The sequence below is a fragment of the Streptomyces sp. NPDC005263 genome, assembly GCF_042872365.1.
Lineage (GTDB): Bacteria > Actinomycetota > Actinomycetes > Streptomycetales > Streptomycetaceae > Streptomyces.
In genome coordinates this window covers 50,054-61,640 of sequence record NZ_JBIAKJ010000020.1, presented here as the reverse complement: position 1 = coordinate 61,640, position 11,587 = coordinate 50,054, and the positions used below count along the sequence as shown (strand labels likewise).

Below are 11,587 nucleotides of genomic sequence, written 5' to 3'. Positions count from 1 at the left end.
GGGTGTTGGAGGCGCCTAAAATTGGCGTTTCCCGTGCTGGGGGTGGGGGGCCCCCCCCCCCCCCCGGGGGGGCCCCCCCCCCCCCGCGGGGGGGGGGGGGGGCCCGCCCACCCGCCCCCCACCCCACGTGGTGTCCCGGGTGTCGCAGGTCAGGCGACGATCAGGGAGATCCCGTACGCCACCGCGGCCGCGCACGCGGCGAAGCACACGTACGCGCCGGTGACCGCGAGGGCCGCGGAGTCGCCCTGGGCCGTGGCCCGTTCGCGGCGCGACAGGCCCATGATGCCGAGGGTGAACAGGGCCACGAGGGCCACGGTGACCACGAGGCTGACGCCGAAGACGGAGCCGAGGGCCGCCCAGTCGATCTTCATTCTGCTGCTTCCTTCGTGCCGGTGGGTGCCTGGGTGGCCGGGCTCAGACGGTGGTCGCGGCCGGCGGGGTCGCGGGGTCGGTGGCCGACGCGGCCGCGGTGGCCGGGGCCGGGATGGTGGCCGTGAGGTCCTCCGTGACGGTGCCCGCCGGGGGCGGGGTCACGGCGGCGATCGCGGTGGTCACCACGCCGGCCGGCTCCCTGGCCTCGTCGGGCTCGTTGACGTTGTTCGCGTCGACGACCTCGCGACGGGAGATCTTCCAGATGGCCGCGCTGGAGGCGATCAGGAAGACGGCGACGACGGCCGTGCCGAAGTCCCCGAGCCCGGTCACGTACTCGGCGAGCGCGCCGACCAGGGCCGCGGCGGGCAGCGTCAGACCCCACGCCACGAACATCCGGGTCGCCGTCGACCAGCGGACGACCCCGCCCTTGCGGCCGAGGCCCGCGCCCATCACCGAACCGGAGACCGAGTGCGTGGTGGAGAGGGAGAAGCCGAGGTGGGAGGAGGCCAGGATGACCGTGGCCGCGCTGGTCTGGGCGGCGAAGCCCTGCTGCGGCTGAAGGTCGGTCAGGCCCTTGCCCATGGTGCGGATGATGCGCCAGCCGCCGAGGTAGGTGCCGAGCGCGATGGCCAGGCCCGCCGACAGGATGACCCAGGTGGGCGGGTCGGAGTCGGGCGCGACGGCACCCCCGGCGACCAGGGCCAGGGTGATGATGCCCATCGTCTTCTGCGCGTCGTTGGTGCCGTGGGCCAGGGAGACCAGGCCCGCGGAGGCGATCTGCCCGGCACGGTAGCCCTTCTCGGCTGCCTTGCCGTCGGCCTTGCGGCCGAGGGAGTACGACAGGCGGGTGGCCAGCATCGCGGCGAGGCCCGCGACGACCGGGGCCGCGACCGCCGGGAGCAGGACCTTGGTGACGAGCACGTCACCGTGGACCGCGCCCATGCCCGCCGAGGCGATGGTGGCGCCGATCAGACCGCCCATGAGGGCGTGCGAGGAACTGGAGGGCAGGCCCACCAGCCAGGTCAGCAGGTTCCAGAGGATCGCGCCGACCAGGGCGGCGAAGATGACCTCGGGTCGTATACCGCTCTCGTCGACGAGACCCTTGGAGATCGTGTTGGCGACCTCCACGGAGAGGAAGGCACCCACAAGGTTCAGCACGGCGGACATGGCCACCGCGACCTTGGGCTTCAGAGCGCCGGTCGAGATGGTCGTGGCCATCGCGTTGGCGGTGTCGTGGAAACCGTTCGTGAAATCAAACGCGAGTGCGGTTACGACCACAATCGCGAGGATCAGCGAGAAGTTTTCCATTTACCCAGGCAATCGTTCGAAGTCATTGGCTGGACGAACGTAAGTAACCTGAATGAACGGAAGATGAACTGAAGCAGACCGCACGGTGTCCAGGAGTGCTGGTTGTCGCATTGTCATGTCCGGCTGCGTCCCTCTGGACCCACACGGCCCAAGTGCCCCTTGGTCACGCGCCCCTGGCGAACTTCCTGAGCTCGTTCAGAGATCCGTTGAAGAGGTTCTGGTCACCCGGCAGGCCGCCGCTGTTGTCGTACTGCCAGAGGGTCCAGGACGACCATCCCGACGGCAGGGTTCCCGCGTCCGCGGAGCGGTAACGAGCCACCCACAGGGCGTGGTTCGAGGCGAAGGCGCGGCTGCTGCCGGTGCAGGTGTTCCACCAGTGGGTGGTGGTGTAGATCACCGGACGGCGGCCCGTGAGCCGCTTCACCTCGTCGCTGAACGACTTGATCCAGCTGACCATCCCGGGCTTGCTCAGGCCGTAGCACTGGCGCCGCCTGTCGTACGGGTTGTACTCGATGTCGAGCGCGGGCGGCAGCGTCCAGCCGTCGGCGCTCCAGGTGCCGCCGTTGTGTACGAAGTACGCCGCCTGTGTCCTGCCTGACGACCTGTCCGGCAGCGCGAAGTGGTACGCCCCGCGGACGATGCCGGCGTCGCGCGCCCCGTCGTACTGCCGGGCGAAGTACGGGCTGCGGTAGGTGTGGGACTCGGTCGCCTTGACGTAGACGAACCTGGCGCCCTTCGTCCTTGCCTGTCGCCAGTCGACGTCCTGCTGGTGGGACGAGACATCGTGTCCCTTCGGTGGGTCCGCCGCCGAGGCCGGTGCCCCGGCGAGAGTGACGGCCCCCGCGGTGAGCGCCGCCACGGACACTGCCAGGGCGCTCCTGCGGCGCCGGAACGATGTGCGACCACGGGCCATGGGTCCCCTCGGAATGGCGGCGTGCACGACAAATCCCCCAGAGATTACTGGAAGAGGGTCGTATTCTCGGCGATCTCCGGCCAAACATCGCGAAGAGTCTTATATCCCTCTATGCACCCTTTCGGAAGGGTGGATTCCGGCCTAAAGTGCCCCCGCCCGGCGGCGAGTTGACCTTCCGCCTGGCAGGATCGACTCATGGCCGAGGAGCAGCGGGACCCGCGAGGCGTACGAGGCGCGCGTGACGGCGCGGGGGAGGCGCGTCAGCCGCGGGGGAGGAGCGTGCTCCCCGAGGAGGCACCCGCCTGGGAGGCGCTCGTCGCCGCCGCCCGCCGCACTGTGGCCGACGGGCTGGTCGTCGGCACCTCCGGCAACGTGTCCGTGCGGGTGGGGGACACCGTGCTGGTCACCCCGTCCGGCGTGCCCTACGACCGGCTCACGCCGACGGACGTCACCGGTGTCGACCTCGACGGCCGCCAGGTACTCGGCACGCTCGTCCCCACCAGCGAGCTGCCCATGCATCTCGCGGTCTACCGCACCACCGACGCCCGCGCGGTGGTCCACACCCACGCCGTGCACGCCACGGCCGTCTCCACCCTCGTCCCGGAACTCCCGGCGGTCCACTACATGACCGTCGCCCTCGGCGGCCCCGTCCGGGTCGCCCCCTATGCGACGTACGGCTCCGACGAGTTGGCCGAGAACATGCTCCGCGCCCTCGTCGACCGCTCCGGCTGCCTCCTCCAGAACCACGGCACCCTCACCCACGGCGCCACCCTCGACCAGGCCTACGACCGAACGGCCCAGCTGGAGTGGATGTGCCGCCTGTGGCTGACGGCGTCCTCGGTCCCGGGACTGTCGCCGACGCTGCTGACCGAGGCACAGTTGACCGAGGTGGGGGAGCGGCTGCGGGGGTACGGGCAGCGGGGTTGAGGCCGCGGCCGGGCGGGGCCGGCGAGGCGACGGCCGAGGCGTCGAGCCACCCGGCCACACCGACGCCCGGCCGGATCGGTCATTCCGAGCCGTCCTCCCGCTGGCCCGTGACGGGGTCCGCCGGGACACTGGACGGGTGCGCACTGTCAGAACGACGGCCGCTGCCGTCACCGCAGCCCTCGCCGCCGGCGCGGCGAGCGTCGTCGCCGGCCGGCTCGCCGGCGACACCGCGCTCAAGGCGCCGCCCGGCCGCCCCCTGCCCACGGAACCCCGGCTCACCGTGCACGCGACGGCCGCGGGCCGGATCGCCGTCACCCGAGACCTGGCCGCCCTGCGCCCGGGAACCTACGGCCTGAGCGGCGACGGGTCGCACGCGGTCGTCGGGCCCGTCCTCAGCGCCGAGACCCACTCCGCGGACACCGTCGTACGCCGACTGGAGCGCGTCACGCACGGCACCGTGAAGCCCGGCGACAAGGTCTGGCTCACCCCGGGCCTGCACGTCGGCGACCCGGGCACCGCGCTCGGCCTGGACCACACCGACGTGGAGGTCCTCGGCGAACTCGGCACCCTGCCCGCCTGGTTCGTGCCCGGGATCCGGGACACCTGGGTGATCGCCGTGCACGGCCTGGGCACCACGCGCGAACACCCCATGAACATCATGGAGTTCCTGCACCACCACCGCTTTCCGGTGCTCGCCCTCGCCTACCGCGGCGACCCCGGAGCCCCCCGCCGCCCGGACGGCCTGAACCACTTCGGTGAGACCGAGTGGCGCGACCTGGACGCGGCCCTCCACTACGCCGTGGCCAACGGCGCCCGCCAGGTCGTCCTGTACGGCTGGTCCACCGGCGCCACCATGGCGCTGCGTGCCGCCGGGCGCTCGGACCTGAGCGACCGGGTCGCGGGACTCGTCCTGGACTCCCCGGTGCTCAGCTGGGCGACGACGCTGCGCGCCCTCGCCGCGGCCGGCCGCACCCCGGGCGCCCTGCTGCCGCTCGCGGTGCGCGCCGCGCAGGGCCGCACCGGCATGTCCGCCGAGCCCCTCGTCGGCGCCGACGCCGCCGCGCCGGGCCACCCCCTGGCGCCGACCCTGATCTTCCACGGCCCCGACGACCAGGTGGCCCCCTGGGGCCCCTCCCGCCGCCTCGCCGCCGAGCAGCCGCAGCGGGTAGCCCTGCACACCGTGCGCGAGGCCCCGCACGCGGCCATGTGGAACGCCGACCCGGAAGCCTACGAAGAGACACTGCGCCGCTTCCTGACTCCGCTGATGTGACGCTCCCCTCGCGGTTCCGCCTCGCGGCCGCCCTCGACCGCGCCCCGCCCGCACCGCCGGTCCGCACTTCGCCCCTCGTCGCTCGCCCCGCCATCGCCCGGTACCGAAGGTTCCGTTTAAGGCCGTACCACTGGCCTGATCTCGGCTTCAGGCCATGCCCGAGGCCTCTGCCCCGGCCCTGTCCACCGGCCGCAAGGGCATTCCGTTTGGGTTTTCGGACTGTCAACCGGAAGACTGCACCCGTGACGTCCCGTATCCCGCGCGACTCCAGGCTTCGACTCGTCCGCCCGCGACCCCTGGCCGCCGCCCCCCGAGCTGTGAACCAGCGGCGCCCGAGCCGCCCCGCACCCCGCCCGCCGGAGGGCACCCCGGCCCGCGCGGAACTGGCCAGAATGGCGCGCTCAGGTCTGGCCGCCGCGGCCCGTGTCGCACGGTGGGCCGATGCCACCCTCCGCCCCGGCCGCGATGGAGCGAGCCCCGAGGGCAAGGGCACCCTCTCCGACGAGACCGCCGAACAGGCGGCGGCCGATCTGGGCCTGACCGCGGCTCAGGTCCGCGCCGACTGGGACACCGCCCGCCTGGCCGGCCTCATCGAGGTGCACGGCGACAGCGCCCGCCCCGGCTGGCGGCTGCGCGCCTGGAACCGCGACGACAGTGCCGTACTGCGCGGCTGGGTCGCCCTCTTCGACGCCTGGTCGCTCGCCTCCCCGGAGCCCTCCGGCCACGAGCCGTCCGCCGTCGCCGAGGTCGTCTCGGCCATGCCGCAGGTGCTCTCCTTCCTCCAGCTGTCCGCCGGTCCGGTCCCCGTGGAACAGCTCCTCGACCTCCTGGAGCAGCGGGTCATCGAGCTGCGCACGGAACGCTGCGAGATCTCCTACGGGCCCCAGCCCGTGCCGGACCGCCCCGAACCGCCCCAGCCGGAGCCCCTCGCCGACACCCCCCTCACTCCCCTCGCCCCCCTTCTCGAATGGGCACTGCAGGCCCTCGCCTCCGTCGGCGCGCTCACCTACGGCGACGGACAGGCCACCCTCACCCCGCTCGGCAGCTGGGCGGTCTGGGTCAAGCTGGAGCAGATCTGCGTGGCCGCGCAGAGCCCCGCCGGGAACATCGAGCAGGCAGCCGAGGGCATGCTCCGCGGCTGCGCCCAGCTGCGCCCCAACGCGGCCCGCGCCGAATACCGGGCCTGGCTCGCCGCCCGCCCCGTCGGCAACGCCGTCTCCGAACTGCTCAGCGCCGCCCGCGGTGAGGACGCCCTGCTGCGCGGCCTGGCCTTCGAGGCCCTGCGCGTCGTCGGCGCCCCCGCCGAGCACGACGTCCGCTCCGTGGCCGACGAGCCCACGCTGCGCCCGTACGCCCTGCTGTGGCTCGCCGAGCACGACGGCATCGACCCGGAGGACGCCCACGAGGTCCTCACCCGGGACGAGGCCACCTGGCTGTGGGTCGACACCGCCGCCGCCGTCGCCGACCACGGCGAGGCCCCGATGCTGGTACGGCACCTGGAGTCCGCGTTGCAGCCGACGGTCCCCGCGCTCCTCGAGGAGGTGCGTGCCGTCGGTCACCCCCGCACCGTGCAGGTCCTGGTCGCGCTCGCCGCCGCGCACCCCGACCCGGCCCTGGCCAAGGCCGTGCGCCGGGCCGCCTTCCAGGTGCACACGGGAGGCAGCTGAACCGCCCGGCCGTCAGCTCCCTGTCTCGGGCGCGTATGTGCCGAAGCTCCACACATTGCCCTCGATGTCCCGGGCCATGTAGTCCCGTGAGCCGTAGTCCTGGTCGGTCGGGGGCATCAGGATCTCCGTGCCGTGGTCCACGGCACGCCGGTGGTGTGCGTCGACGTCGTCCACGACGACGTACACCCCTGCGGTGCCCGAGTCCTTCATCGCCGCGTCGAAGACACCGCCGCGACCCTTCGAGCCGACCATGACCGCGCCGTTTCCCTGCACCAGCTCGGCGTGCAGCACCGAGCCGTCCTCGCCCTCGTACACCGACAGTTCGGTGAATCCCAGGGTTTCCGTCAGCTGCCGGATCGCCGCTTTCGCGTCCGCGTAGAGCAGCGTCGGATAGATGCTCGGACGCCCGCCGCCGGTACCTGCCATCCCGATCACTCCTTTGTGACCACATGCCGGAAATCCCGTCCGCTGCCCAGTCTCGCAGCAACCACTGACAGCGCCCCGGCGAAGACGACGACGTCCCACTTCCGGGGACGTGACGCCCCCCACGAGGACGCCGCCCGAACACCTGAACGCAGAAAAGTGGTTGCACGAGCCCGTTAGACTGGCCTCATGGCCATTCTCCTCGCGCATTAGACGGCGGGAACGCCCTCAGCCGCCCATTCCGCCCCCATCCGCCCTGGAGTCTGTCCGTGATCTCCGCCTCCGGTATCGAGTTGCGCGCCGGTGCGCGCGTCCTCATCGAGTCCGCCACCTTCCGTGTCGCCAAGGGTGACCGCATCGGCCTGGTCGGCCGCAACGGCGCCGGCAAGACCACCCTCACCAAGTGCCTGGCCGGCGAGGGCACCCCCGCCGGCGGCACCATCACCCGCTCCGGCGAGGTCGGTTACCTCCCCCAGGACCCCCGCACCGGCGACCTCGACGTCCTCGCCCGTGACCGCGTCCTGTCCGCGCGCGGCCTCGACGTACTGATCCGCAAGATGCGCGAGAACGAGCAGCGCATCGCGGTCGGCCAGGGCGCCACCCGCGAGAAGGCGCTGCGGCAGTACGAACGCCAGGAGACGGAGTTCCTCACCAAGGGCGGGTACGCCGCCGAGGCCGAGGCCGCCACCATCGCCGCCGCGCTCAACCTGCCCGACCGGGTGCTCGGCCAGCCGCTGCACACGCTCTCCGGCGGTCAGCGCCGCCGTATCGAACTGGCCCGGATCCTCTTCTCCGACGCGGACACGCTGCTGCTCGACGAGCCCACGAACCACCTCGACGCCGACTCGATCGTCTGGCTGCGCGACTACCTCAAGACGTACCGCGGCGGTTTCATCGTGATCTCCCACGATGTGGACCTGGTCGAGACGGTCGTCAACAAGGTCTTCTACCTGGACGCCAACCGCGCCCAGATCGACGTCTACAACATGGGCTGGAAGCTCTACCAGCAGCAGCGCGAGGCCGACGAGAAGCGCCGCAAGCGCGAGCGGCAGAACGCCGAGAAGAAGGCCACCGCCCTCCACTCGCAGGCCGACAAGATGCGGGCCAAGGCCACCAAGACGGTCGCCGCGCAGAACATGGCCCGCCGCGCCGACAAGCTGCTGGCCGGTCTGGAGGCCGAGCGGAAGTCCGACAAGGTCGCCAAGCTGCGCTTCCCGGAGCCGTCCCCGTGCGGCAAGACCCCGCTGATGGCCGAGGGACTGTCCAAGTCGTACGGCTCGCTGGAGATCTTCACCGACGTCGACCTGGCCATCGACAAGGGCTCCCGGGTCGTCATCCTCGGCCTGAACGGCGCGGGCAAGACCACCCTGCTCCGGCTTCTCGGCGGCGCCGAGAAGCCCGACACCGGCCAGGTCATCGAGGGCCACGGACTCAAGCTCGGCTACTACGCCCAGGAGCACGAGACCCTGGACCCGGAGCGCACGGTCCTGGAGAACATGCGCTCCGCCGCCCCCGACCTGGACCTCGTCGCGGTCCGCAAGACACTCGGCTCGTTCCTGTTCTCCGGCGACGACGTCGACAAGCCGGCCGGGGTCCTCTCCGGCGGTGAGAAGACCCGTCTGGCGCTGGCGACCCTCGTGGTGTCGTCGGCGAACGTCCTGCTGCTGGACGAGCCGACGAACAACCTCGACCCGGCCAGCCGTGAGGAGATCCTCGGCGCGCTGCGCACCTACAAGGGCGCGGTGGTGCTCGTCACCCACGACGAGGGCGCCGTCGAGGCGCTCCAGCCGGAGCGGATCATCCTGCTGCCCGACGGCGTCGAGGACCTCTGGGGAGCCGACTACGCGGATCTCGTCGCCCTCGCCTGACGGTCGGCACGCTTGATCGAAGGCTTGATCCACCGCGTATGGATCATTCGGCCGATCCGTGATCCACCATCTGTGTGAGATCTCCTCGTACCGAAGTGTGTCCTACATCGATTTTCTGGCCGAGTCCTCTATCGACGAGGGCTCGGCCGTCGCACGTCTCTGACCTGGAACTTCGCGAACGAACCCGTTCGGCGGTACGAACGCCAGGTCCTGGAATCACGCATTCCGGATGTGTGGACGCGCTCCTGTCGTCAAAACCATGTCTCACGGACCTTGCCGAATGGGTGGCCATGAAGCCCCGGAGGGGTGATCATGAGGAGACCAGAGTGCACTTCCCATGAGGAGGACCGGGTGGCCGAGACTCTGAAGAAGGGCAGCCGGGTAACCGGCGCCGCGCGCGACAAGCTCGCGGCAGACCTGAAGAAGAAGTACGACTCCGGTGCGAGCATTCGGGCACTGGCCGAGGAAACCGGCCGCTCGTATGGCTTCGTACACCGGATGCTCAGTGAATCGGGCGTCACGCTGCGTGGGCGTGGCGGGGCGACGCGGGGCAAGAAGGCCGCGTCGTCCTGAACCCGGGCGGCCCATCGGCTTCGATGGTGGCCACCCGGTCGGTTGTCTGATCGACCGGGTGGTTACTGTGCAGTCACTTAGCATCGCTCTGTTGACCGCACTCACCGGAGGCGCCGCATGGCTTCGCCCGAGCAGGACGTTGTTCCCGAAGTTCCCGCATTCGACAAGGACGGGGTACGGCTCACCGTCGACGACGCGATCGCGACGGTGACGCTGACCAACCCGGCCAAGCGCAACGCGCAGAGCCCCGCTCTGTGGCGGGCCTTGGCCGAAACCGGGCGGCTCCTGCCGGGGTCGGTCCGTGTCGTGGTGCTGCGTGCCGAGGGCAAGTCCTTCTCCGCCGGACTCGACCGGCAGGCGTTCACGCCCGAGGGCTTCGACGGCGAGCCGTCGTTCGTCGACCTCGCGCGGGGCGAGGACGCCGAGCTGGACGCGACCATCGCCGGGTACCAGGAGGGTTTCACCTGGTGGCGACGGAGCGACATCGTGTCCATCGCCGCGGTGCAGGGGCATGCCATCGGGGCGGGCTTCCAGCTCGCGCTCGCCTGTGACCTGCGCGTCGTCGCGGACGACGTGCAGTTCGCCATGCGCGAGACCAGCCTCGGACTGGTACCGGACCTGACCGGTACGCATCCGCTGGTGGGACTGGTCGGCTACGCCCGCGCGCTGGAGATCTGCGCGACCGGGCGGTTCGTGCACGCCGAGGAGGCCGTGAGCACCGGCCTGGCGAATGTCGCCGTGCCCGCGGACCAGCTGGCGGGAGCGGTACGGGACCTCGCGTCGGCGATCCTCGCCGCGCCCAGGGACGCGGTGATCGAGACGAAGGCCCTGCTGCTCGGCGCGTCGGGCCGGGACTACGACGCGCAGCGCACCGCGGAGCGGGCCGCGCAGGCCCGACGGCTGCGGGACCTGGCCGGCGTGGGCGAATAGACCCTCGACTGGGCCCTCGACGGCCCGGTCCTCACCGGACCGTGGTCACCAGCACCGCCACCGTCGGGTGATCCGGAAACGCCTGCCCCACCCTCGCGCGGACCTCCCGGGCCACGTCCAGTGCCCGGTGGTGGTCCGCGCGCACCGCCAGTTCCACACGGACATGGCGTCGGGGCAGCGCGGCGGCTGGTTCCGTCCGCCGTTCCTCGATGTGCACCGGGCGCCCCAGGATGCCGGTCAGATGGGCCACGCCCGGAACGGACGCGGCCGCCTCGGCCGCGTGCGCCACGTCGGCGTGCCCGTTCGCCCCGGCGGGGGCCGGATCCGGCGGTCGTACCGGAAGAGGCTTCGGCTGGTCGTCCACCGCATCGAACAGATCCGTCACCCGCAGGTCCACCTCCGCCACCGCCAGACCCAGGCCCGCCGCCGCGGCCATCAGCACCGAGCGCAGTCGCGCCGCCACGGCCGGCAGCGGCTCGTCCGCGGTGGCGGCGAACTCGGCCGTCGCCCGCAGCGGACCCGGCGGCAGAGCGCTCGGCGGTGACGGTACGACGGGCTCGTCGGTGTCCTCGGGGTCCGCGAGCCCGATCCGCACCGGGCCCAGCCGCACGTCCCGCATGCTCCCGGCCGCGCGCCGCAGCACCGCGTCGGCCGCCGACTCCGAGATCCATGCGCCGTCCCGCGCGTCCCCCAAGGGCAGCAGCCTGCCCAAACCCAGCTGATGCCGTACGGTCCGCGTCCACCGGTCCACTGTCATTGCCCCAGCCTGCCCCATCCCCGGCGCGAGATTGCGCAACCGCACTTACGGTGGTGAAAGGACGATCGGAAGGGACGTACGGCGATGAGTGACATGACTGAGCAGAACCGGACGCAGACCTCCGAGGGCGGTACGCAGGTACAGACCCGCAAGACCGCACGGCGAGGCGGCGGAGACCCGGGGGACCGGGGCCGGACCTCCATCGCTGACGGTGTTGTGGAGAAGATCGCCGGGCTCGCCGCCCGGGAGGTCCCCGGCGTGCACGCGATGGGCAGCGGGCTGAGCCGCACCTTCGGTGCCGTACGGGACCGGGTGCCCGGCGGGTCCTCCGTGACGCGCGGCGTGAAGGTCGAGGTCGGCGAGGTGCAGACCGCGCTCGACCTGGAGATCGTCGTCGACTACGGCGTACCGATCGGGGACCTGGCCAAGGCGGTGCGGGAGAACGTCATCGCGGCGGTGGAACGGATGACCAGCCTCGAGGTCGTCGAGGTCAACATCGCGGTGAGCGACGTGAAGCTGCCTGAGGAAGAGGAAGAGGAGCAGGAAACCCGGCTCCAGTGACGCACTGAGACTGACAAT

The 11,587-nt window shown here is 71.7% G+C and carries 12 protein-coding genes; 7 read left to right on the top strand and 5 right to left on the bottom strand.

The window, feature by feature from the left end:
- Nucleotides 1-149: 149 nt before the first annotated feature.
- The 3 genes from ACFYRY_RS41735 to ACFYRY_RS41725 all read right to left on the bottom strand — a co-directional run bounded on the left by ACFYRY_RS41735 (nt 150) and on the right by ACFYRY_RS41725 (nt 2,593).
- Complete coding sequence (locus ACFYRY_RS41735; RefSeq protein ID WP_356775439.1) at nt 150-371, bottom strand: hypothetical protein; 222 nt, start codon at nt 369-371, stop codon at nt 150-152.
- 43 nt (nt 372-414) lie between these two features.
- Entirely contained in the window at nt 415-1,680 is a 1,266-nt protein-coding gene (locus ACFYRY_RS41730; protein WP_389158394.1) for an anion permease, read from the bottom strand.
- Between the two features lie 163 nt (nt 1,681-1,843).
- Nucleotides 1,844-2,593 carry a lysozyme gene (locus ACFYRY_RS41725; RefSeq protein ID WP_389158391.1) on the bottom strand — a complete coding sequence of 250 codons (750 nt, stop codon included), beginning with the start codon at nt 2,591-2,593 and terminating at the stop codon, nt 1,844-1,846.
- Nucleotides 2,594-2,788: 195 nt separating this feature from the next.
- Between ACFYRY_RS41725 and ACFYRY_RS41720 the strand changes: the two genes are divergently transcribed.
- From ACFYRY_RS41720 to ACFYRY_RS41710, 3 genes are all read left to right on the top strand, one after another.
- Nucleotides 2,789-3,520, top strand: coding sequence for a class II aldolase/adducin family protein (locus ACFYRY_RS41720; protein WP_389158389.1), 732 nt, complete (start codon nt 2,789-2,791; stop codon nt 3,518-3,520).
- A gap of 136 nt (nt 3,521-3,656) precedes the next feature.
- Complete coding sequence (locus ACFYRY_RS41715) at nt 3,657-4,790, top strand: alpha/beta fold hydrolase (RefSeq protein ID WP_389158387.1); 1,134 nt, start codon at nt 3,657-3,659, stop codon at nt 4,788-4,790.
- A gap of 242 nt (nt 4,791-5,032) precedes the next feature.
- Nucleotides 5,033-6,457, top strand: a complete 1,425-nt coding sequence (locus ACFYRY_RS41710) for a hypothetical protein (RefSeq protein ID WP_389158384.1) — start codon at nt 5,033-5,035, stop codon at nt 6,455-6,457.
- Between the two features lie 12 nt (nt 6,458-6,469).
- Here the strand turns inward: ACFYRY_RS41710 and ACFYRY_RS41705 are convergent, their stop codons facing one another.
- Complete coding sequence (locus tag ACFYRY_RS41705) at nt 6,470-6,883, bottom strand: VOC family protein (RefSeq protein WP_389158382.1); 414 nt, start codon at nt 6,881-6,883, stop codon at nt 6,470-6,472.
- Between the two features lie 266 nt (nt 6,884-7,149).
- Here ACFYRY_RS41705 and ACFYRY_RS41700 point away from each other — a divergent pair, with 266 nt between their 5' ends.
- From ACFYRY_RS41700 to ACFYRY_RS41690, 3 genes are all read left to right on the top strand, one after another.
- The gene (locus ACFYRY_RS41700) at nt 7,150-8,748 is read left to right on the top strand and encodes an ABC-F family ATP-binding cassette domain-containing protein (RefSeq protein WP_389158379.1); all 1,599 of its coding nucleotides are present in this window, start codon (nt 7,150-7,152) and stop codon (nt 8,746-8,748) included.
- Between the two features lie 351 nt (nt 8,749-9,099).
- Nucleotides 9,100-9,321, top strand: coding sequence for a helix-turn-helix domain-containing protein (locus tag ACFYRY_RS41695; RefSeq protein ID WP_004002281.1), 222 nt, complete (start codon nt 9,100-9,102; stop codon nt 9,319-9,321).
- A 117-nt stretch (nt 9,322-9,438) separates the two neighbouring features.
- A complete protein-coding gene (locus ACFYRY_RS41690) occupies nt 9,439-10,251 on the top strand; it encodes an enoyl-CoA hydratase/isomerase family protein (RefSeq protein WP_389158376.1) in 813 nt (270 codons plus the stop codon).
- A 31-nt stretch (nt 10,252-10,282) separates the two neighbouring features.
- On the opposite strand, the gene ACFYRY_RS41685 is transcribed toward ACFYRY_RS41690, so the two are convergent.
- The gene (locus tag ACFYRY_RS41685; protein ID WP_389158373.1) at nt 10,283-11,008 is read right to left on the bottom strand and encodes a nucleopolyhedrovirus P10 family protein; all 726 of its coding nucleotides are present in this window, start codon (nt 11,006-11,008) and stop codon (nt 10,283-10,285) included.
- Nucleotides 11,009-11,092: 84 nt separating this feature from the next.
- Between ACFYRY_RS41685 and ACFYRY_RS41680 the strand changes: the two genes are divergently transcribed.
- The gene (locus ACFYRY_RS41680; protein ID WP_389158371.1) at nt 11,093-11,569 is read left to right on the top strand and encodes an Asp23/Gls24 family envelope stress response protein; all 477 of its coding nucleotides are present in this window, start codon (nt 11,093-11,095) and stop codon (nt 11,567-11,569) included.
- The last annotated feature ends 18 nt before the right edge of the window (nt 11,570-11,587 follow it).